A 22811-nucleotide genomic window follows, 5' to 3' on the forward strand; every position below is an offset into this window, starting at 1 on the left:
CATGTTTCAACGTAAAGCAACACGCGGGCGGTTGCTCGCATCCGTCGGCGCGGCGGTGGCGATCGGGCTTTCGCTCCCGGCACACGCGCAGGCACCGGCCACGCCTGCCGACCCGGCGCAGTCGGCATTGGCGCCGTCCGAACCGGCCGCACCGGACGATACCGCCAATGGCGGCAAGGACATTGTCGTCACGGGCTCGCGCATCACCACCGGCGGCTTCACCGCGCCGACGCCGACCACGATGATTGGCGCTGCCGATATCGCGCGCAATGCCGAGCCGAACGTCTTCACCACCATCGCGCAATTGCCCTCGCTGCAAGGGTCGAGCGGCGTCACCACCGGCACCAACAGCACGTCGAGCGGCCAGCAGGGGCTCAGTTCATTCTCGCTGCGTGGCCTCGGCACCATCCGCACGCTGACGCTGCTTGACGGGCAGCGCGTGGTCGGCGCGAACGTGACGGGCGTGCCGGATATCAGCCTGTTCCCGCAATTGCTCATCAAGCGGGTCGACGTGGTGACCGGCGGTGCGTCGGCATCCTACGGCTCGGATGCGGTCGGCGGCGTCGTCAACTTTATCACCGACAAGCATTTCGAAGGGTTCAAGGCCAACCTCGCGGGCGGCATCACCACTTATGGCGACAACAAGCAGGTGCTGTTCCAGGCTGCCGCCGGCCGCGCGTTCCTGAACGATCGGCTGCATGTCGAGGTGAGCGGGGAATACGATCATGAGGATGGCGTGCCTGCGGGCGGCTTCGGCGAGGCGGCGCCGGGCGGGCGGCGCTGGTATCGCACCTCCACCTTCGTCAATCGCGGCGTCACCAACGACGGATCGCCGCAATACCTCGTGCGCGACCATGCGCAAGCCTACCAGTACACCAAATACGGCCTGATCAGTTCCGGCCCGTTGCAAGGCACCGCGTTCGACGCGAGCGGCAATCCGTTCCCGTTCAACTACGGGTCGGGCGGGGTGCCGTCACGCAACGCCGCCGGTACGGTCTCGGGCTGCTATACCTCGGGCGGCTTCTGTCTCGGCGGGGATCTGTCAGGTAACGTCGGCATCGGCACGACGCTGCAATCACGGCTCGACCGTTACAACGGCTATGGGCGGATCGGTTTCGATCTTGATGCAGACAACGAGATCTACGCGACCGTCAACATCGCGCAGGTCGACACGATGAACCAGCCCAACCCCGGCGCGACCAAATCCGGGCTGACGCTGCAATGTTCCAACCCGTTCGTGCCCGCCTCGATCGTCTCGGCGTGCCAGAACGCCGGGATCACGCAGTTCCAGTTTGGCACCAGCAACGGCGAACTGCCCGAGAACATTTCGGTCTATCCCACCCGCAAGCAATACCGCTTCGTCGGTGGCGCGGCGGGTAAGTTGCAGGTGTTCGGATCGAGCTGGAGCTACGACGTCTCCTATGAACACGGAGAGAACATCACTGACATCGCCGTCCACAACATCACGCTGACGCCGCGCTACAACGCCGCGATCCAGGCGATCAGCCTGGGCGGGCAGATCGTCTGCGCCAACCCGGTCGCGCGCGCGAACGGCTGCGTGCCGATCAACATCATCGGAGGTGCGGCGCCAAGCCAGGCCGCGCTCGACTATATCGAACCCGGCAACGGCCCGACCCAGCACACCCGGCAGACGCAGGACGCGGTGAGCGCGAGCTTCAGCGGATCGCCGCTGTCGCTATGGGCGGGGCCGGTGTCGCTCGCCTTTGGTGCGGAATATCGCAACGAATTCTACCATGTCGTCGGCGATCCCTATGGCAACGGCGTGTCGGACGAGAGCCCGTACAGCACCGCCTATCCAGCCGACCCGCTACTCTCGACCAACGGCGCCAACTGGTATGCCGGCAATTACCACAACGGGCGCGGCAGCTATCACGTCGCGGAAGGGTTCGTTGAGGTCAATCTGCCGTTCCTCAAGTCGGACACGCTTGGCAGCGCTAACCTCAACGTCGCCGGTCGCGTGACCAATTACAGCACGTCGGGCACGGTCTATACGTGGAAGATCGGCGGCACCTGGGATACGCCGATCGACGGCGTGCGGCTGCGCGCGGTCACCTCGCGCGACGTGCGCGCGCCCAACCTGTCCGAATTGTTCGCGGCACCCATCACCACCACCGTGCCGAACTTCACCAACCCCGATCCGAACCGCGCGGCGGGTGTGCCCTCGACGCTGACGATCCTGCAGAACGCGATCGGCAACCCCAATCTCAAGCCGGAGATCGCGCGCAACACCACCGCCGGCATCACGCTGTCGCGGCCGCACTGGCTGCCCGGGTTCAGCGCCTCGTTCGATTACTATCGGATCAAGGTGAACGGGGTCATCTCGACGCTCGGCGCGCAGCAGGAGGTGAACCTGTGCTACAGCGGCATCACCACGCTGTGCAGCGCGTTCGACCTGACGCCGACCAGCGGCACCGCCTTCGTCAACCTGCAGGCGTTCAACCTCGCGTCGATCTTCACCGACGGCTTCGATATCGAGGCGAGCTATCAGATGGAGGCGAGCGCGGTGGGGCTGCCCGGCCGGTTCGTGCTGCGCGGCCTTGCAACCAACGTGAAGAACTTCATCACCGATCCCGGCGTACCCGGCACCATCCCGATCCAGAGCGCGGGGGTGAATGCGGGCAATACGCCATCGTGGAAGCTGCTGCTGACCGAGAACTGGACGACCGACAAGTTCAGCTTCAACGTGCAGCAGCGCTGGTTCAGCGACGGCGTGTACGCGCAGGAATATGTGGTGTGCAGCGCCGGTAATTGCCCGACCGGGCGCACCGCGCTGGAGAACACGCAGCACCCGACGATCGACAACAACTCTATGCCGGGCGCCTTTTATCTCGACCTCGGCGGATCGTACAACATCACGCCCAAGCTCAACGCCTATTTCAAGATCGACAACTTGCTCGATCGTGATCCCACGCCATCACCGCAGACCAATACCGGCATCGACATCAACCAGGCGCTGTACGACACGCTCGGCCGGCTGTTCCGCGTCGGCGTGCGATATAACTTCTAGATCGTTCGACCCCTGCCGCGACCGGTGGTAGCGGCTTCCTCGTCCCGGCCGAAAGGTCGGGACGCTTTATTTGAAATGCCCGTTCGAGGAGTGTTCGCATGTTGAGGTCCGCCCTTGCCCTTGGCCTGCTTGCCATACCGGCGGTGGCCGTTGCCGGACCATCGGTGCTCCAGACGAAACCGAACGATCCGCGTGCCATCACCGTCGCCGGGCGGGGCGATGGCCGTGCCGACGACAGCGGCGCGCTGCAACGCGCGATCGACGACGCCGCGGCGAAGCCTGGCGGCGGCATCGTGTTCGTGCCGTCCGGTCGCTACCGCATCACCCGCACCATCTACCTATGGCCGGGCGTGCGTGTGTTCGGCGTGGGCGCGACACGACCGGTGATCGTACTGGGCGATGCGACACCCGGCTTTCAGCGCGGCATCGCCAACATGCTGATCTTCGCCGGCGCAAAGCGAGGCGAGGTCAAGCACGTGCCGTTCCCGCCAAACGGCAGCGTGCCGTACGATCCGCAGATCGCCGATGCTAACCCTGGCACCTTCTATTCCGCGCTCAGCAACGTGGACTTCGCGATCGGCAACGGCAATCCGGGAGCGACCGCGATCCGCTTCCACGCCGCGCAGCATGCGTACCTCAGCCATATCGACTTCGATATCGGTTCGGGGCTGGCCGGTATTTATCAGGTCGCCAACCTCGCCAGCGATCTGCACTTTCGTGGCGGGCGGTACGGCATCCTTGCCGAGGGCACGTCGCCGGCGTGGCAGTTCAGCCTCATCGATTCGACCTTCGATGGACAGCGCGACGCCGCGATCCGGGAGCATCAGGCAGGCCTCACCATGGTCAACGTCGCGATCCGCAACGTGCCGGTGGGCGTGGATATCAATGCGGGCTACAACGACTGGCTGTGGGGCAAGAACGTCCGCTTCGATCGCGTGTCGCGCGCGGGCGTGGTGATCTCCAACGAAGCCAGCGCCTATACGCAGATCGGCTTCGAGAACGCGGTCGCGACCGCAACGCCGGTGTTCGCGCGACTGCGCGACAGCGGCAAGGCGGTTTCGGGGCAGGGCGCGAACTACCGTGTCGCCGCGTTCAGCCACGGCGTCGCGGTGCCGGCGCTGGGCATGATGGGCAAGGTCACGACCGTGATGAAGGCGGAACCGCTCAGCGCTCCGGCGCCCGCGGTCGCCCCCGCCTTGCCCACGCTGCCCGCTACCGCAGAATGGGTCGACGTCCGCACGCTCGGCGCCAAGGGTAACAACATCAGCGACGATACCGCCTCGCTGCAACAGGCGATCGATACGCACCGCGTGCTGTACTTCCCTGCCGGGCGCTATGTCGTGCGCGACACGTTGCGGCTGAAGCCCGACACGGTGCTGATCGGCCTGCACCCGAGCCTCACCCAGATCGTGCTGCCCGACGGCACACCCGGCTATCAGGGGATCGGAGCGCCTAAGGCGGTGATCCGCTCGGCCGATGGCGGTGCGGCGATTGTCTCGGGTCTGGGCATCTCGACCGGCGGCATCAACCCGCGCGCGACCGGGCTGTTCTGGACCGCGGGCGCGCGCTCACTGGTCGAGGACGTGAAGTTCCAGGGCGGCCACGGCACCAATCTGGCCGATGGCACGCGCGTGGACCCGTACAACGCCAACCACACCGGCGATCCCGATCCCGCCAAACGGTGGGACGCGCAATATCCAAGCCTGTGGGTGACACGTGGCGGCGGCGGCACCTTTTCCAACATCTGGACGCCGAACACCTTCGCGCAGGCCGGCATGTACGTGTCCGACACCGATACGCCCGGCCACGTCTATCAACTCTCCAGCGAGCACCACGCCCGCACCGAGATCGCGCTAAACCGCGTCGCGCACTGGGAGTTCCTCGCGCCGCAGACCGAGGAGGAGGCGGGCGAAAGCCAGGACACGGTGTCGCTCGAAATCCGCGACTCTCGCGATATCCTCGTCGCGAATTACCATGCCTACCGGGTCACGCGGACGATCAAGCCTGCGGACAGCGCGGTCAAGCTCTACAATTCCGCCGACATTCGTTTCCGCAATGTGCATGTGAACGCCGAAAGCGGCATCGGCATGTGCGACGCGGAAGGCTGCGCGACGTATCTGCGCGCGAGCAAATTCCCTTATGGTGATGCGATCCAGGATATCACCCACGGTTTGTCGGTGCGCGAGCGCGAGTTCGCCACGCTCGACGTCCCCGCCGCCCCGGCCCCGGTGAAGCCCGCAGTGTTTCCGGCAGGTGCGAGCGTCGAAAAGCTTGCCGACGGCTTCTACTCGATCTCCGGTGCCGCCGCCGCGCCGGACGGCACGCTCTACTTCGTCGACCACCACCAGCAGCGCATCTACGGCTGGTCGGACACGCGGAAACTCACGATCGTGCAGCAAAGCCCGCTCGACCCGGTCAATCTCGCGGTGGCGCGCTCGGGCGATCTGATGGTGCTGTCATCGGACGGGCATGCCGGCAGCGTCTACAGCTTCAAGCCCAGCGGTCCCGACGATGCGATCACCACCATCGCGCCGACCGATGCGGCCGCGCCCGCGAATGCGCAGACGGTGCTGCCGGTCAATTACTGGGTGAATGGCGAGTTCAAGGATCAGATCGATCCGGCGACGCTACGCTTCACCACGCTGGCGGAGATGTTCGCGCGCGACATGGCGATCGCCAAACCCAGCCATTACGTGTCGCCCGATGGCAGTTTGGTGCTGCCGGCGTACCGCGCCATCCGGCAGGGGCCGACCGACTTTCGCGGCTGGCGCTTCTCCGATCCGCTCGATGCCTACGGCTTCGTCGCCGCGACACCCGGCAGCCGGGTGTTCGTCAGCAATGAATCCGAGGACAAGACCTATAGCGGTCTGCTCGGCAAGGACGGCGCGGTTACGGATCTGCGCGCTTTTGCGGATCGCGGCGGGGAGAGCGTGGTCGGCGGCCCGGATGGCAACGTCTATGTCGCGAACGGGCAGGTGTTCGTGTTCGACGCCGAAGGCCGGCAGATCGGGCGGATCGACGTTCCCGAACGGCCGTTGCAACTGGTGTTCGGCGGCGAGGACAAGCGCAGTCTGTTCATCCTGACCCATCACAGCCTGTACCGGGTCCGCCGCTGATCCCGCAGAGTAGTGCGCCGGGTCCGGCGCGCTACTCCATCAGGGATACGTCGGGAGCGTGCCCGCTACAGGGCTAACGCGGGCAGGCGATGACCTTGTCGGCCACCGTGCCGACCGCGACGCGGGCGATACTCACCTGGAACCTTTGCGTGGTGCTCAGACGAAACGGCGTGTCGATCTTCGCCATGTCGGCTGTCGTCGCGAAACATTTCAGCGGGATGCCGATCGTCTGCCACAGATCGGTCGGCAGCTTTGCGGGCTGAAGCGGCACGCTCGCGCGGCACTCCGGGCCGCAGCCCATGCCGATCGACAGGTCGGCGGGAACGGCGCTCTCGATCCGCATCGTCGTCAGCAGCAGGACATCGCCGTTCGTCTCGCGCCGGAGATCGACCGGCGCATGGGTGGTGAGTTCGACCACTTGCGCGCCGCCGCCCGCCAGCGAGAAGCGCCGCGCGCCTTCCTGTACGCCATAGTCAATCGCCGTCACCTTGATGCGACCATTCAGCGCCTGCGCGGGTACGGTGGTTATGAGGGTGTTTCCGCCCACGCCGTCGCTGACCTGTAGCGACCAGCTCGGCTGCGCGACGCCAGCGGCGAGATAGACGCCCGTGTTGCTGTCATCGACCACGCCGGCAGCTTCCGACAGCGGCGCCCAGGCGGCATGATGCTCACCCCCGCTCAGGCCATAGCCGAACGGGTACAGGTCCGGGCCACCGGGCCGCGCGGTCATCGGCCAGGTGGCGGGCAGCTTGCCGGTGAAGCTAGCATTGAGCGGACCGGCGGCAAACAGCCGATCGGCAAGGCCCGCGCCCTCGGTGCCGGGCAGCCACGCCACGACGAACGCGTCGGCTGCGTTCAGCTCCGGGTTCACGAACAGCGGTCGCCCGGTCAGCATCACTGCAACGACGGGTACGCCCGCCGCCTTCAGCCGCCGCATGGTTTCCAGCGGTCGGCGCAGTTCCGGGCGCAGTTGCAGCGTGCGCAGATCGCCCTGGAACTCGGCATAGGGCGTCTCGCCGAACACCACGATGGCCGCATCCGGCCGTTTGGTGAAGTGGCCGTCCGGCGCATATTCGGCGTGGCCGCCACCTGCGCTCACCGCAGCTTTGATGCCCGCCCACAGGCTCGTCGCGCCCGGGAACATGCTTGCCGATAAACCGGTGCCCTGCCAGCTCAGCGTCCAGCCGCCCGACTGGCGGCCGACATCGTCCGCGCCATCGCCCGCGACGAGGATGTTGGCGGACGGCTTGAGCGGCAGCACGCCGGTATCCTTCAGCAGCACCAGCGACTTGGCCACCGCCTCGCGCGCGATCGCGCGGTGCGCGGGCGCGCCCAGCACGCTCCAGTCGCCGGCGAGCGCGCGCGACGAAGGCTTGCCGACCTCGAACAGGCCGAGCCGCAGCTTCACGCGCAGGATCCGCCCGACCGCATCGTCGAGCCGCGCCATCGGCACCGTGCCGTCTTTCACCTGCGCGATCAGCGACGTGTAGAGCGACCTCCACGTGTCCGGCGCCATATACATGTCGATCCCGGCGTTGATCGCCTGCGGGCAGCTTTCGTTGGTGCAGCCCGCGATCTGGCCGTGCGCGTTCCAGTCGGTCACAACAAAACCGCCAAAGTGCATCCGGCCCTTCAGCACACCCGTCACCAGGGCCTTTTCACCGGCGATCTTGCGACCCTGCCAACTCGAGAAGCTCGTCATCACCGTGCCGACACCCGCCTCCACCGCCGGGATGTAGGGCTTGCCATGAATGTCGCGAAGCTCGGTCTCGCTGATCCTGGCATCACCCTGATCGTGACCCTCGAAGGTGCCGCCATCGCCGATGAAGTGCTTCGTGCTGGCAAGCACGTGCGGCCCGGCGAGGATGCGACTGCCGTCGGGTGCTCCTTGCAGCCCGAGAATCATGTTCTGGACGTAGCTCGCCACCAGGTCGGGGTTTGACGAATAGCCCTCATACGCACGGCCCCAGCGATAATCCTGCGGCACCGTGATCGTGGGAGCGAAGGTCCATTCCTGTCCGGTGGTGCGGATTTCGGCCGCCGTGGCCGCGCCGATCCGCGCGATCAGCGCCGGGTCACGCATTGCGCCCAAACCGATGTTCTGGGGGAATAGCGTGGCGCCGATGATGTTGCTGTGGCCGTGCACCGCATCGGTACCCCACAGGATCGGGATGCCGACGCCGCCCTGCGACGTGTCGGTCGACGCTACCCAAAATCGATCGGCGAGTTCCAGCCACTTGGGCGGCGGCGCGTAATCGTCACCGCCCGGCCCGGCGTTGCCGCCGTTGAGCACGGAGCCGATGTGATACCTCCGCACCTCGTCGGGTGTGATATCGGTGATGTTGGCCTGCAGGATCTGGCCGACCTTCTCCTCTACCGTCATGCGCTTCAGCAGATCGGCGATGCGCGCCTCGTCGGCGGCGATCGGACGCACTGGCCAGGTCGCGCTTGGCCATAGCGCCGGGTGGATGGTCGGTGCGGGAGCCACTGGCTTCGCCTGCGGTGCCTGCGCGCAAACGGCAGCCGTCGTGGTGCAGGCCAGGCCCGCAAGGCCGAGCATGATTTTCATGGATGATCCTCTCTCCCGCGCGACAGTTCGACGCTGCCCGACACGCTTTCTTGTCAAATACGCACTGACAACGTTGACATAACGATGTCAAGGCGGATCGGTATGGGATCGGCCTTCAACAGGGCTGTAAATCAAGGCGCAGAGCAGTGCGGCTAACGCTGCCAGCGCCACGCCTCCGAGGGCTGGGAAAGCGGGAACGATCAGCGTGAATGCAAGCACTTGCGTGGCCAAAGCTTGTGCGAGCTTGCGGGCGATCGTCGCGGCGGCATAGACTTGCGCGGCATAGCCGGCCGCTGCACCGTCCTGTTCGCAGGCGATGACCGTGGCGGGCACGAGCGCCCAGAACATCACCGAAACGCCTTGGCTGGCGATGATAACGACCGCGACGCTGGCCAAAGTCGGTGCGATCCCGTGCCCGACGATGCCGAACAGCGCAGCCGCGAACATCAGCGCGGCGGCGATGCGCAGGGTCGCGACCCGACCAAGACGCGATGCCGCCTGCGTCCACAGTGGTGTTGTCAGCAGCAGCGACAGCGCAGGCAGCAGCGCAGCCCAATAGCCCCAGCGTTGCGCGCCGAGCCGGTCGAACACGAACAATAGCGACACGTTGATGAGCGATACGGCCAGCCCGACGGCAAGGATCGTCGCGATCAGCCGGCGCAACGCTGCCGAGCGGGTGAGCAGCGTGAACGATCCTGCCAGCGCGCGGCCGAACTGGTGGTCCGGCGAGCGCGTCGCTGCGATACGGATGCGCGTGCCGAAGGTGGTGGCGAAGAACGTCGGCACGGCGATCCCCGCCAGCAGCGGCGCACCGAGCGAGAAATCACCGCCGCTGCGCCCGCCCGCCGGAAACAAGGCATAGACCGCGGCCGCCACCAGACCGCCCAGTGCGGCGGCCTGCATCCGCGCCCCCGTCAGCCGAAGATGATCGGCCGGATCCGCTGAAATCCGCGCGGTCAATGCCCCGTAAGGAATGTTGCCGATACCATAAGCGCAGCGCAGCGCGAGGTAGGTGGCGAGCGCATACCAGGGCACATACCCCGGCGCCACGGGCGGCGGCGCGAACGTTGCGCTCAGGATCAGCACCGACAGCGGTCCGCCGATCGACACCCATGCGCCGAGCGACACGCGTGGCGCCAGCCGGTCGGCCAATACGCCAACGAGCATGTCCATCAGCCAGTCCGCAGCCGCGCCGGCTAGGAAGATCGAGGACGCCACCGCAGGCGCAATGCCGAGTTCACGGATATAGTAGAATAGAAGGTAGAGTTCGATCGACTGCCATACGGTGTTGAACCCGAAGTCGCCGGCCGCATAAGACCAGATTTCCCGCCGCCGCAGCATCAGGGCCGTGGCGGCGCAGCGGACTCGCGGATCATCAGTTCATGTGGGTGCATGATGCGCATCGCGAACTCCTGACCTTCAAGTTGCGCAACCAGCATTTCGGTCGCGGCGACCGCCATCTCGAACACCGGTTGCCGGATCGTGGTCAGCCGGGGCCAGGTGACGCGCGAGACTTCCGAATCGTCGAACCCGACAATCGATACGTCGTCGGGTATCGACAGGCCAAACTCGCGCGCGGCCATCATCGCGCCCACCGCCATGTCGTCGTTCTGCGCGAGAATGGCGGTCGGCCGATCGCCGCGACCGAAGATCTGCCGTCCGGCAACAAGACCGCTGTCGAAGGTGAACAACCCGGGTTCGATCCGTTCCAGCCGCATGTCGATGCCGGCCGTGTGCAGCGCCTGCATGTAGCCGAGCATTCGCGCCTCGGTCGAGGCGTGGGTCGGGTCGCCGCGGATGATCGCGATCTCGCGGTGGCCGAGTTCGATCACATATTCCGCAATCGCGCGGGCGGCGGCGACGTCGTCGACCAGATTGCTTGGTGCCGCTTCGATCATGCGGGTCGGCACGATCCGGGCGCAGAGAATGCGCGCATCACGTAACTGGTTGAGAATGATCGGGTTATCGGAGGCCGGCGGCGCCAGTACCACCCCGTCGAGCGCGGCGGAGCGAAGGATGCCGACGACTTCGGCGGCATGTTCCTGCACGGATCGGATGGGGATCACCACCAGCCGATAGCGTTCACCCTTCAGCCGTTCGAGCACGCCGCGCTGCAGCTCGACGACATAGCTCGGGCTTGGGTTCTCGTAGATCAGTCCGATCATGTTCGATTTGCGCCGGACCAACGCCTGCGCGAAGACGTTGGGGTGGTAATCGAGTTGATCCGCCGCCTCGCGCACACGCTGTTTCACCGCTGCGCTGACGTGCGGCTCGTCGTTCAGCACGCGCGAGACCGTCTTGGCCGAAACCCCGGCGAGCCGTCCTACATCGACAATCGTGGTTCGCTTCATTCCAACGTCCGAAAGCATTCACTTCACGCGATAGCGATAATGGCGCAGCCGCACCAGCGATCCAGATTGCGTTGACAGCACCAAATTGCGCCGGTGAACGAATAGGCTACCGACAGGCTACGCGCATCAATGCCGCGATCGGACGTAATTCTGCGGCAACGCGGCAGGCTAGCATCATCGCAGTTCACTCAAGTCCCGCCATTCCGGAATAGTATAATGTTGACAACGTAGGACAAGAGAGTAGCGCAGCGATCGTCGATCCCAAACAGGGGGATCGGAGACGATATTGGCGGCCGCAATGTGCCGCGACTTGGGAGAGGGGGATTTATGAAGAGCAGGAATCACGCGTCCGTACTGGGCTGGTCGGCGTCCGTCGTCGCGATCGCCGCAGGTCTCGCACTGCCGCATGCCGCATTCGCGCAAGACGCATCGGTGTCGGCGCAGCAGGGCACCCCGCAGGCCGATACCGCCGCCGCGACGCCTTCGCCCCAGACTGGTGCCACCGCGACCAACGCCGTGCCGGACACCCCTGCTGCCGCCGCTGACGACATCGTCGTGACCGGCGTACGCGCCAGCCTCGAACGCTCGATCGCGATCAAGCGCAACTCGACCGGCATCGTCGACGCGATCTCGGCGGAAGACATCGGCAAGTTCCCCGACACCAACCTGGCAGAATCGCTCCAGCGCATCACCGGCGTGTCGATCGACCGCGTCAACGGGCAGGGCGCGCAGGTCACCGTCCGCGGCTTCGGGCCGAGCTTCAACCTCGTCACGCTGAACGGCCGCACGCTCGCCTCGTCCTATGCGCAGACGGTCGGCGGCGACGAGAGCGCGGACGGCACCGTCGGCGTGACGCGCTCGTTCGACTTTTCCAACCTCGCCTCGGAAGGCGTGAAGACGCTGGAGGTCTACAAGACCGGCCGCGCCGCGGTCCCCTCGGGCGGCATCGGCGCGACCATCAACGTCGTCACCCGCCGTCCGCTCGATGCGCGCGAATCCGGCTTCAACGGCAGCGTCGGCGCCAAGCTCAACTATGACACCAGCGCGAGCGATTGCGTGGATTGCGGCTCGGTCGTCACGCCGGAGTTCACCGGGCTCGGCAGCTGGTCGAACGCCGACCAGACCTTTGGCGTGTCGTTGTTCGGGAGCTATCAGGAGCGGCACTTCTCGACCGTGTCAGCCACGTCGAACGACTGGAATATCCGGACCTATAAGGATTTCATCGATCCGGCCAACGGCTTCGTTAACGCGGCCACCAAGATCAACAACGCGCCCACCGACCCGAACCATCTCGTCTCGGTGCCGAACGACAGCCGTTATCACTTTTCCGACGACAAATATCAGCGGCTGAACGGGCAGGCGATCGTGCAGTTCAAGCCGACCGATTCGCTCACCGTCACCGCCGATGCGCTGTACGCGCGCACCAAGCAGGAAGAGCAGCGTTCGGACGAATCGAACTGGTTCAACCGCCCGTTCGATGTCGTCACGTTCGACAACAACCCCAATGTCGCGACCACTACCTTCCTGCACGAGACGATCGCCGGCGTGAAGGACGAGGATTTCGAGCAGCAGTCGCGCGCGCAGAAGAACGAGTTGCAGGATTACGGCCTCAACCTGAAGTGGGACGTTGCCGACAACTTCACCATCGCGGTGGACGGCCACTATGGCAAATCGTCGGTGCTGCCGAACAATCCGGACGGCACCAGCTCGACGCTGGTGGCGACCGGCGCCAACGTCATCACCTCGCACTCGGTCGATTACAGCGGCCCGATCCCGGTGCAGGATATCGTGTTCAGCGACGCGTCGAAGGGTAACAACAACGGCACGTTCGACGTGGGCGATGTCGGCTCGACGATCGGCCGCACCTATACCACCAGCCAGCGCCAGACGGTGAAGGAAGGCCGCATCGACTTCGGCTGGGACCTCGGCAGCGGCAGCCGGTTCGATTTCGGCGGCCTGTACCGCGATTCCGATACCAACCAGCAGCTCGTTTCGACCCAGCAGACGCTCGGCAACTGGAGCGTCGATCACCCCGGCGATATCGAGCAGATCGCACCCGGCGTGCTCCAGCCGTTCTGCCTGCTGTGCAAGTTCAGCGCCTATGACCCCAAGGCGTCGGGCGTGAACCTCGACGCGTTCCGCGGCAACGCGGTGACGCTGAACAAGGCATTGTCGGCCTATTATGCCGGGCAGGGCAATACGGTCGGCATCACCGCCAGCCAGAACAACACGGTCAAGGAAACCATCTTCGCCGGCTACGCGCAGGTCACGTGGAAGGGCGAACTGGCCGGGCACAACGCCAGCCTCGTCGCCGGCGCGCGTTATGAGCATACCAAGGAAGAGGCAATCTCGCTTCAGTCGATCCCAACCTCGATCAGCTGGGTGGCGGACAACGATTTCACGGTGCACGTCGGCTCGCAACCACAACCGCTGAGCGGGCGCGGATCGTACGACAACATCCTGCCGTCGTTCGATTTTCAGGTCGAATTGAAGCAGAATTTGATCGGTCGCTTCTCGGCGAGCCGGACGATCGCGCGGCCGAACTACGACAATCTGTTCGCCTCCTATTCGGTCGCGGCCCCGCCGCGGCCGACCGCGATCGGCGGCGTGGCGACGGCGAACACCGGCAACCCGAACCTCGCGCCGCTGATCTCCGATAACCTCGACGTGTCGTTCGAATATTATTTCCGCCCCGACACCTATTTCTCGGTCGGCTTCTTCGACAAGCGGGTGCACAACTTCATCGGCACCGGCCAGTCGCAGAGCCCGCTGTTCGGCCTGCGTGATCCAAGTTCGGGCGCGGCGGGGACGATCTCAGGCCAGGCCAAGGCGGCGCTGACCAATCTCGGCGCCGATATCAGCGACGTCAATCTGTTCACCTACTCGGCCTTGTTGCTGCGTGACGGTGCGGCATCGGCGGCGACGCAGTTCCAGCAGCATTACAGCCCGACCACCAAATCGGTCGATCAGGCGTTCATCAACACCGTGCTGTCCGCAGTCGATCTCGACGGCACCGCGCAGGACCCGCTGTACAACTTCACCGTGTCGCGGCCGATCAACAACAAGGACGCGGAGATCTACGGCTTCGAGATTGCCGGCCAGTATTTCCTCGGGCAGACCGGCTTCGGCGTGTCGGGCAGCTTCACCTACGTGAAGGGCAATATCGGCTTCAACAACGCGGGCGATCCCAACATTGACCAGTTCGCGCTGACCGGCCTCAGCAACACCGCCAACGCCACGCTGATCTACGACAAGAACGGCATCTCGGCACGACTGAGCTATAATTGGCGCGACAGCTTCCTGACGTCGCTTAACCGGGACAGCTACAAGAACCCGGTCTACACCAAGCCATATGGTCAGCTCGATGCCAACATTAGCTACGATCTCAACCCGCATGTCGCTTTGTCGATCGAAGGCATCAACCTGACCAACGAGAGCCTGCGCACCTACGGTCGGTCCGAGACCAACCTGTGGTTCGCACAGGAACTGAAGCGGCGCTTCCTGTTCGGCGCGCGCTACAAGTTCTGATAAGGGGTGCCCGGGGCGTCGGTGCCCCGGGCATGACCGATGGGGGCGTGATGACGCGGGTGGTACTTCTCGACAACGTCGCGCACGCCGATCTGCGCGTGGCGACCGGCTATGCCGTGCGCTTCGGCGATTCAGTCAATCAGTGCGCGGTGTTCCCGACCGAGTTCGACGAGGTTCAGCGCGAATATCCGATCCTGCTCCGCAAGGACACGGCCGGGGCATTCTACGCGGTTGCGCTCCTCGGCCTCGACCGCGACGAAAACCTTTTCTTAAACGACGCTGGCTGGCAGGCGCGGCATGTGCCGGTGGTGCATCAGCGCGGCGCCTTCATGATCGGCATGGTCGATCGCGGCACCGGCGAGCGTGAGCCGATGATCCACGTCGATCTCGATCATCCGCGCGTCGGCTCGGGCGAGGGGCAGGCGGTGTTCCTGCCGCATGGTGGGCAGTCGCCGTATCTCGATCACATCGTGCGGGTGTTGCAGGTGGTGCATGACGGGCTTGCGCAGCGCGCCGCGATGTTCGCGGCATTCGAAGCGGCCGACCTGATCGAGCCGGTGCGGCTGGAGATCGCGCTCGATGAAGCGACAAGTTACGATATTCCGGATTGCTATACGATTGGTGCGGGGCGGCTTGCCGGGCTGGACGCCGCCGGGCTGGCCGCGCTCAACCATGCCGGATTCCTTCGGCATGCCTTTCTGATCGCGTCCTCGCTTGGGAATATCGGCCGCTTGATCGACATGAAAAACCGGCGACGGAGCGGGCTGAACGGGATTGCGGTGGCGGCGTGATGCAGGCGGACGCCGCGTTCGATCCGGCTGCATTGATCGCAGCGCAGCAGCCGGTGGTGCTGCGCGGGCTGGTGCGCGACTGGCCGCTGGTGCAGGCGGGGCTGACCGGGCCGGCAGCTGCGGCCGCGTACCTCAAGCGGTTCTACAATGGTAAGCCGGTGGTCGGCTATACCGCGCCACGCGAGGCCGGCGGCCGGTTCTTCTACAACGCCGCGTTGACGGGGATGAACTTCACGGCCGCTCGCATACCGCTCGACGGATGGCTCGATCGGCTGCTGGCAGTTGGTGACGAGGCGTTGTACGTCGGTTCGACGGACCTCGACACCTATCTGCCCGGTCTGCGCGGAGAGACTGCACTTCCGGGATCCGGTTTCGGGGCGACGACACCCCTGGCGAGTATCTGGATCGGCAATCGCACGATCGCGGCAACGCATTGGGACCAGTCGAACAACGTCGCGTGCTGCGCGGCGGGGCGGCGGCGCTTCACGCTGTTTCCGCCGGATCAGGTCGCGAACCTCTACCCCGGCCCGCTCGAACCGACACCGGGCGGGCAGGTGGTGAGCATGGTCGACGTGCGCGCACCCGATCTTGCACGCTATCCCCGCTTCGCCGAGGCGTTACAGGTGGCGCAGGTGTTCGATCTCGATCCGGGTGACGTGCTCGTCTATCCGGCGCTGTGGTGGCACCATGTCGAGGCGCTGGACGACTTCAACATCCTCGTCAATTTCTGGTGGAACGATGCGCCGCGCTTCCTCGACACGCCGATGACGACGCTGCTGCACGGCCTGCTGAGCCTCCGCGACCGATCCGACAGCGAGAAGCAGGCGTGGCGAGCGCTGTTCGACTATTATGTGTTCGGCGAGCCGACCCGTGCGGCCGAGCATCTCCCCGAGGGCGCGCGCGGCGCGCTCGCGCCGCTCGATGCGACCACCGCGCGCCGGCTGCGCGCGCACCTTCTCCAGAGGCTGAACCGATGAGCGCTACCCCCGTGAAGCGCGTCGTCATCGCCGGTGGTGGCACCGCCGGCTGGGTGGCGGCGGCGGCACTGTCGAAACATCTCGGTCCGCTGATCGATGTGGTACTGGTCGAATCCGACGAAATCGGCACGGTCGGCGTCGGCGAAGCGACGATCCCGACGATCCGCACCTTCCACCGTCTGCTCGAACTTGACGAACGCGCGTTTCTGCGCGCGACGCAGGCGACCTTCAAGCTCGGGATTGCGTTCGAGAACTGGGCACGGCGCGGCGACCGATATTTCCACGCGTTCGGGCGCGTCGGGCAGTCGATCTGGATGGGCGATTTCCAGCATATGTGGCTGCGCGGACGTGAGGCGGGCATCGCGGAAGATCTTGCTGCGTACTGCCTTGAAATGGCCGCTGCCGAAGCAGGCAAGTTCGCCACATCGGACAAAGGCGGTATCAACTACGCCTATCACTTCGATGCTGGGCTATATGCCCGCTTTCTGCGCAGCTTCAGCGAGGCGCGGGGCGTCACGCGGATAGAAGGCAAGATCGCCAGCGTGCGACAAGATGCCGGAACCGGCTTTATCCAGGCGCTCGACCTCGGCGACGGACGGGTCGTCGCCGGCGATCTGTTCGTGGATTGCACCGGCTTTCGCGGGCTGCTGATCGAGCAGACGTTGCACGCCGAGTGTGAGGATTGGAGCCACTGGCTGCCGGCCAATCGCGCGCTTGCCGTGCAGACGGCGTCGCTCGTCCCTGCACGCCCGTATACGCGCGCGATTGCGCATGAGGCCGGCTGGCAGTGGCAGATCCCGTTGCAGCATCGCGTCGGCAACGGGCTGGTCTATTGCAGCGATTACCTGTCCGACGAAGCTGCGCATGAGACGCTGCTCGGCAGCATCGATGGGCCGCCGACCACCGAACCGCGCCTGATCCGCTATGTGACGGGCCGGCGCAAACAGGTGTGGAGCAAGAACTGCGTCGCGCTCGGCCTCGCCAGCGGTTTCGTCGAGCCGCTGGAATCGACGAGCATCCACCTCATTATGATCGGCGTGACGCGGCTGATCCAGGATTTCCCGTTCGGCGGCATCAAGCCGTCGCTCGTGCGGCACTATAACGCGCTGGCCGAGACCGAACTGGAGCGGGTGCGCGACTTCATCATCCTGCATTATCACCTCAACCAGCGTCGCGACGATCCGTTCTGGGAGAGGTGCCGTACGATGCCGATCCCCGACAGCCTCGCGCACCGCATCGACCTGTTCCGCGAGGCGGCACTGACCCCGCAGAGTGCGGACGATCTGTTTCAGTCGGACAGTTGGTTACAGGTGATGCTTGGCCAGCGACTGGAGCCAGAGGGTTATCACCGGATGGGCCATATGCTCAGCGAGGCGCATCTGCGACGTGCCTTTGCAGAGGTGCAGCAGAATATCGCCCAAACCGTTGCGAGGATGCCGACGCACGAGACGTTTCTCAGGCAATATTGCGCAGCGTGAACGACTTGGTCGCGTGACACGTTGGCATTGACCGATCCGGCGCTCAGGCGAGCTTGAAGCCTTCCTTGTTGGCGAGCGCGGTCAGTTTTGCGTTGCCGGCATCGCCCAGGCTTGCGTGAAGCGGCGGGAAGATCGCGTTTTCCTCCTCGCGAATATGGGCTTCGAGGTCCGCGCGGAACGCGGCGACCTTCGTGAGGAAGGCGGGCTCGGCATTGTCCATCTCGGCGAGTTCGTAGAGATACTGCTTCACATAGCCGTGATCGTGGTTGAGCTTGTCGGCATCTGCCTTGTCGCCCCACGCGCGCAGCGCGGTGTAGATGACGTTCTCTTCCGTATAGGCATGTTTCGACAACGCATGCTTCAGATGCGTCAGCAATGCGGTGCGTTCGACGGTATCGCTGCTGTCGGTCGCCTGGATACGGTCGAATAGCGCGAGCGCGGCTTTGTGCTCGACCTTGATGCCTTCGAACCAGTCGCCGGCGAGGGCGGTCGGCGCCTGCACCGTCGCCTTGCGACCAAGGTTGACGGCGAACGCGGTTACCAGGCCTGCTGCGGCCACACCGACCAGCTTAGCAGTGCGGCTTGTCGCACCGGCTTTCGCGGTTTCGAGAGCGGTGGTGGCGTGTCTGCGCGCGGTTCTGGGTGCGGCAACTGCCGTTGCGTGGGCGCGCGCAGTGCCGCGCCGCGCCGCCACGTTGGCTTTGCGGCCGGCAGCCGTCGCACGGCGCTTGGCCGGTGCCGCAGCCTTGGCGAGCGGCTCGACAACCGCCTTTTCCACAGCGGTTGCGGCTGGTGCCACTGTGTCGGCAACCGTATCGGAGATCGTCTTTTTGGGCGCTCGGGCGCGTTTCGCGGTGGCGCTCGACTGTGGAGTCGTGCGCGGTGTGCGTCCACGCTTGGCCGGCTTCATGGCCGGTTGCCCCTGTTGCTCGGCGACCGCCGCGTCGAGCTTGGCGCGGTTGTTGCCGACCCGGTCGATCAGCGCCTGCGCGTCGTCGCGGCTGATGTTATGTTTCTTGGCGAACGCATCGACTTCGTAGGTTTCGCCGGCGGCGACAGTTGCGCGGTCCCGCGCGCCACGATTGCTCTTGTTGTCGGCCATGAGTCGATGTCTCCCGTGGGTTCTGGCTACAAAGCCTTATCGTCAGAGGAGTTCCGTCCGCCCCGCAGGCGAGACCGGCGACCGCGAGGTCGTTGGTGGCGGCGGGAGCGTTCAGCCAACCAAAGCCTGGAGCATTTGTCGCGGAGACCATCGCGCGGATCGTAGCCAATTGCCAATCGCGCAAGAGACCGCCACCGCTGGTCACGCCACTCCATTCGGTTTTGCGGTCAGCACTCGATCCGGGAGTCGGTGGTTAGAACGGCATCCACCAAATTCCAACGACCGCGACGACAACCGCGATCACCGCGACGATCGCGAGACCGACGCCCATGCGTTTGGCGGCATTGTGACCGGGCTTGCTTTCGTAACGAGTCTGCTCGGGCATGGGGTTCCTTTCCGCGAAAAGCACACCGCAGCCGCAGGCAAGGGCGCGCTTTTCCTGCTGCCATGATACACGGGGTTACAACGCCCTGTCCGTCGCTTGGTTCAGCGATTTGGTAGTGTTCGCGCGTTCTTCCTGGCTCGCCCGCCGGAACGCGACGAACCGGGCCGTTGAGCCGCCCCGGGGAGGACCGAAGCGCACTCTGACGCGTTTGTGTCGCATCACTAGGAGAGCATTGCATGAAACGATATCTTTTGGCAGCGGCTGCCGCGTCCTGCCTGCTTGCCTCGGGCGCAATCGCCCAGCAGACCGGCTCCCACAACCCGATCGTCAAGGATGGCAGCCCGCACCAGATCGGCGCGCCCGCGCGTGGTGCGAATTCCTTCACACAGGCACAGGCACGTGGCCGTCTGATGAAGGCCGGCTATTCGCGCGTCGGCAATCTCGCCAAGGATCGCAACGGCGTGTGGCGCGGCATGGCGTACAAAGGCCACAGCAAGGTTCGCGTCGGCGTCGACTACAAGGGCAACGTCGTCCGCTGATCGTCCTGAACCGCCTCGTTTCCCCAGTTAAAGGATCAAGTCATGACCCAGACCGTCACCCGCCTTTTTGATACCTACGCCGATGCGAAGTCCGCCGTTGCCGAGCTTGAGAGCCTGGGCATCCCACATGGCGATCTCAGCCTCGTCGCCAACAACGCCGATGGCGCACACGGCGAGCATGAGGGCGTCGACGACCACGGGGATGTGACGCGTGGTACGTCGACCGGCGCGGTGCTCGGTGGTGCCGGCGGTTTGCTCGCCGGGCTTGGTCTGCTCGCGATTCCCGGTCTCGGCCCGATCGTCGCGGCTGGCTGGCTTGCCGCAACCGCCGCCGGCGCGGGGATCGGTGCGCTTGGCGGTGCCGCTACCGGCAGTATTGTCGGCGCGCTCAAGAATGCCGGGCACACCGAAGAGGAGGCGCACGTGTATTCGGAAGGCGTGCGGCGCGGTGGCACTCTGGTGAGCGCGCGCGTTCCCGACGATCTCGCCCCCCAGGCGGAGGCGGTGCTGGCGCGCCACAATGCCGTCGACGCGGCGACCCGCGGCAGCGCCTATCGTCAGGATGGCTGGAGCAGCTTCGACGAAACCGCACCCGCCTACACGCACGATCAGGTGATCGCGGAACGTAGCCGCTACGGCACGGCCACCGAGCACGTGCCGACATCGACGTCGAGCTTCTGACCAGAATGAGGCTCGTCCATGTGGACGAGCCTCTATCCCACCGGCTGCGGCGGTAGCATCCCCGCAGCCGGTATGTGCCCTCACCGATTGTTCAGCAACAGCTACAAGTTTTTGCCGGTTTGTTCCTGCGGCGGGCATCCGCCGCGATCTTTCGCCTCTCGTTGCGGTTCAACACCGGCGCATGGCATGGTTCTGCATTGTGACCCTCGGCCACGTGCTGTGCAGGATCTTGCACACTGACGGTCATATCGTCTCACGCTCCGCGATCGCCGCTTCAACCATTGTGGCCCAGATGCGTGGATCACCCGTTGCCGCCATCTGTGCCGATGGTTCGCGGATGGTACGCAGGATCGCATCTGCCTGATCGAGGTACCCTGGCCAGGTTTCGTCAACGCTTGCCGACGCCGACCGTTCGACGCCGTCGCCATTGGCGCTATGGTCGAGGCCGGCGAGTGCGCGGGCAATCCGCTCGGCCAAGGTGGTATGGGCAACATCCATCGCTGGTCTCCTCTTCGGCTATTAGAACCACACGGAGCGAAGGCTGGTTCCCGCGAGCCGCCGGCTTACAGCGCGGTGGTGAACACCTCCTCCAGCAGCGTGGCCCAGCCCGCGATCTGATCGTGTGATGCGAGCAGATCCTGCCGGATCTCGGTTTCGACGTAGCGCCGCCCCGCTCCGAATGCGTGCTGCGGGATCGTGTAATCGATGCGATCCATCGCATAGGGTTCGTTGTCGCCGACGACGAGGTCGCCACGTGCGGTCAGCCCCGCCAGCACCGCGCGGGCGAAGCTATCGTTGGCGCCACCGTGCAACACGCCGATCTGCCACGGCCGCGCCACGCCGCGCATCGTCGGGGTGAAGCTGTGCAGCGCGATTACCACGGTCTCTCGTCCGGCGGCATCACGCCGTGCCAGTTCGGCGGCGATCGCAGCGTGGTACGGCGCGTGTATCGCCGCGATGCGAGTAGCGCGGTCGGTTTCCTCCAGACCCGCGTTGCGGGGCAGGGTAGTGCCGTCGCTGACCTCGGGCATTGCGTCGGGCGCGGCGGGATCACGGTTGCAGTCGATCACCAGCCGCGAATAGCGCTGGCTGATGAAGGTCGCGTCGAGGGCCGTCGCCAGCCGCTCGCCCAATTCGGCGATGCCGATATCCCAGGCGATATGACGCACCATCTCCTCGTCGGAAATCCCGAACGGCGTGAGATACGCGGGTACGGCATTGCCGGCATGATCGCCGATGAGCAGGAACGATGACGTTCCCGCGGGGTTGACGATGCGGACGGGAATCGGATCGTCCGCTCCCAGCAGTGATTGGCTCGGCTGGCAATTCATGTGAAGACGCTCGATGCCTTTCCTCAGATTGTCCCATGTCACCACCTACACGTATCGGCAGCCGGTGTCGTTCGGCGAGCACCGCATCATGGTGCGTCCGCGCGAAAGTTACGACCAGCATCTGCTCGACGCGCAACTGCTGATCGATCCCGAGCCCGCCGACGTGCGCTGGCTACAGGATGTGTTCGGCAACGCCGTGGCGATCGCGACGTTCCGCAAACGCGCCAAGCAACTCATCATCGATAGCCGCATCCGCCTCGATCATCAGCCGGCGGACCTCCAGACCGTCGATATCGAGGAGTATGCGCGCCGCTATCCCTTTACCTACAATTCGGAGGAGATGCCCGATCTGCTCCGATCGATCGAGCGCCAGCATCTCGATCCGCTCCGCCAGATCGACCAATGGGCGCGCGGCTTCCTCAGTCCGTCGGGGCAGACCGACACGCTGGCGATGCTGTCGGAGATGACCGCCGCGATCAAGCGTGACTTCACCTATGTCGCCCGCCACGAGAAGGGCACGCAGACGCCGATCGAGACGCTGACAAAGCGTAGCGGCACCTGCCGCGACTATGCGATGCTGATGATCGAGGCGGTGCGTGCGCTGGGCTTCGCGGCGCGGTTCGTGTCAGGCTATGTCTACAATCCGTCGCAACGCGACGAGCGGCGCGGCGGTGGCAACACGCATGCATGGGTGCGGGTGTACCTCCCCGGATCGGGATGGGTGGAGTTCGATCCCACCAATGGCATCATCGGCAATCGCGGGCTGATCCGGGTGGCGGTAGCGCGCGATATCTATCAGGCGGTGCCGGTGTCGGGGACGTGGGCGGGCTTTCCCGGCAGCTTCGTCGACATGACGGTCGGCGTGGACATTTCCGTCGAGGATCGCGTTACGATTCCGGGACAACCAGCCGCTGCGGCATCAGGGGAATGACATC

At 65.1% G+C, this 22811-nt stretch carries 16 protein-coding genes; 9 read left to right on the forward strand and 7 right to left on the reverse strand.

The genetic code is table 11. From position 1 onward, the window contains the following. The first annotated feature begins 1 nt into the window (after position 1). Positions 2 to 3028, forward strand: coding sequence for a TonB-dependent receptor plug domain-containing protein (locus L8F97_RS12615; RefSeq protein WP_242150437.1), 3027 nt, complete (start codon positions 2 to 4; stop codon positions 3026 to 3028). Between the two features lie 98 nt (positions 3029 to 3126). Then, the gene (locus tag L8F97_RS12620; RefSeq protein ID WP_242150440.1) at positions 3127 to 6144 is read left to right on the forward strand and encodes a glycosyl hydrolase family 28-related protein; all 3018 of its coding nucleotides are present in this window, start codon (positions 3127 to 3129) and stop codon (positions 6142 to 6144) included. Between the two features lie 73 nt (positions 6145 to 6217). Here L8F97_RS12620 and L8F97_RS12625 read toward each other — a convergent pair whose 3' ends face one another. From L8F97_RS12625 to L8F97_RS12635, 3 genes are all read right to left on the reverse strand, one after another. Then, entirely contained in the window at positions 6218 to 8713 is a 2496-nt protein-coding gene (locus L8F97_RS12625; protein WP_242150443.1) for a glycoside hydrolase family 3 protein, read from the reverse strand. Between the two features lie 87 nt (positions 8714 to 8800). After that, positions 8801 to 10054, reverse strand: a complete 1254-nt coding sequence (locus tag L8F97_RS12630) for an MFS transporter (protein ID WP_242150446.1) — start codon at positions 10052 to 10054, stop codon at positions 8801 to 8803. Further along, entirely contained in the window at positions 10054 to 11064 is a 1011-nt protein-coding gene (locus L8F97_RS12635) for a LacI family DNA-binding transcriptional regulator (protein ID WP_242150448.1), read from the reverse strand. The genes L8F97_RS12630 and L8F97_RS12635 overlap by 1 nt, the downstream gene beginning before the upstream one ends. 327 nt (positions 11065 to 11391) lie before the next feature. On the opposite strand from L8F97_RS12635, the gene L8F97_RS12640 reads away from it, so the two are divergent. The 4 genes from L8F97_RS12640 to L8F97_RS12655 are packed head-to-tail and all read left to right on the forward strand — an operon-like array spanning position 11392 to position 17838. Then, positions 11392 to 14592: a TonB-dependent receptor gene (locus L8F97_RS12640; protein WP_242150451.1), complete on the forward strand. Its 3201-nt coding sequence runs from the start codon at positions 11392 to 11394 to the stop codon at positions 14590 to 14592. Positions 14593 to 14624: 32 nt separating this feature from the next. Then, positions 14625 to 15383 (forward strand): SapC family protein, encoded by a 759-nt coding sequence (locus L8F97_RS12645; protein ID WP_313931980.1) that lies wholly within the window; start codon positions 14625 to 14627, stop codon positions 15381 to 15383. Then, positions 15383 to 16360 (forward strand): cupin-like domain-containing protein, encoded by a 978-nt coding sequence (locus tag L8F97_RS12650; RefSeq protein ID WP_242150454.1) that lies wholly within the window; start codon positions 15383 to 15385, stop codon positions 16358 to 16360. Before L8F97_RS12645 ends, L8F97_RS12650 begins: the two co-directional genes overlap by 1 nt. After that, positions 16357 to 17838: a tryptophan halogenase family protein gene (locus L8F97_RS12655; RefSeq protein WP_242150457.1), complete on the forward strand. Its 1482-nt coding sequence runs from the start codon at positions 16357 to 16359 to the stop codon at positions 17836 to 17838. The genes L8F97_RS12650 and L8F97_RS12655 overlap by 4 nt, the downstream gene beginning before the upstream one ends. Positions 17839 to 17881: 43 nt before the next feature. Here L8F97_RS12655 and L8F97_RS12660 read toward each other — a convergent pair whose 3' ends face one another. Continuing rightward, entirely contained in the window at positions 17882 to 18940 is a 1059-nt protein-coding gene (locus L8F97_RS12660; protein ID WP_242150460.1) for a hemerythrin domain-containing protein, read from the reverse strand. Positions 18941 to 19193: 253 nt separating this feature from the next. After that, positions 19194 to 19325 (reverse strand): hypothetical protein, encoded by a 132-nt coding sequence (locus tag L8F97_RS22620; protein ID WP_277924945.1) that lies wholly within the window; start codon positions 19323 to 19325, stop codon positions 19194 to 19196. Positions 19326 to 19561: 236 nt separating this feature from the next. On the opposite strand from L8F97_RS22620, the gene L8F97_RS12665 reads away from it, so the two are divergent. Both L8F97_RS12665 and L8F97_RS12670 read left to right on the forward strand, forming a co-directional pair. Beyond that, the gene (locus L8F97_RS12665) at positions 19562 to 19864 is read left to right on the forward strand and encodes a hypothetical protein (RefSeq protein WP_242150464.1); all 303 of its coding nucleotides are present in this window, start codon (positions 19562 to 19564) and stop codon (positions 19862 to 19864) included. A 42-nt stretch (positions 19865 to 19906) separates the two neighbouring features. Continuing rightward, on the forward strand, positions 19907 to 20545 hold the full coding sequence (locus L8F97_RS12670; protein ID WP_242150467.1) for a hypothetical protein: 639 nt from the start codon (positions 19907 to 19909) through the stop codon (positions 20543 to 20545). Between the two features lie 243 nt (positions 20546 to 20788). On the opposite strand, the gene L8F97_RS12675 is transcribed toward L8F97_RS12670, so the two are convergent. Beyond that, positions 20789 to 21043: a hypothetical protein gene (locus tag L8F97_RS12675; protein ID WP_242150469.1), complete on the reverse strand. Its 255-nt coding sequence runs from the start codon at positions 21041 to 21043 to the stop codon at positions 20789 to 20791. A 65-nt stretch (positions 21044 to 21108) separates the two neighbouring features. After that, entirely contained in the window at positions 21109 to 21876 is a 768-nt protein-coding gene (locus L8F97_RS12680) for an N-formylglutamate amidohydrolase (RefSeq protein WP_242150472.1), read from the reverse strand. Positions 21877 to 21889: 13 nt separating this feature from the next. On the opposite strand from L8F97_RS12680, the gene L8F97_RS12685 reads away from it, so the two are divergent. Further along, positions 21890 to 22807 (forward strand): transglutaminase N-terminal domain-containing protein, encoded by a 918-nt coding sequence (locus tag L8F97_RS12685; RefSeq protein ID WP_242150475.1) that lies wholly within the window; start codon positions 21890 to 21892, stop codon positions 22805 to 22807. Positions 22808 to 22811 lie beyond the last annotated feature (4 nt).

Source organism: Sphingomonas sp. BAUL-RG-20F-R05-02 (genome assembly GCF_022662305.1).
Lineage (GTDB): Bacteria > Pseudomonadota > Alphaproteobacteria > Sphingomonadales > Sphingomonadaceae > Sphingomonas.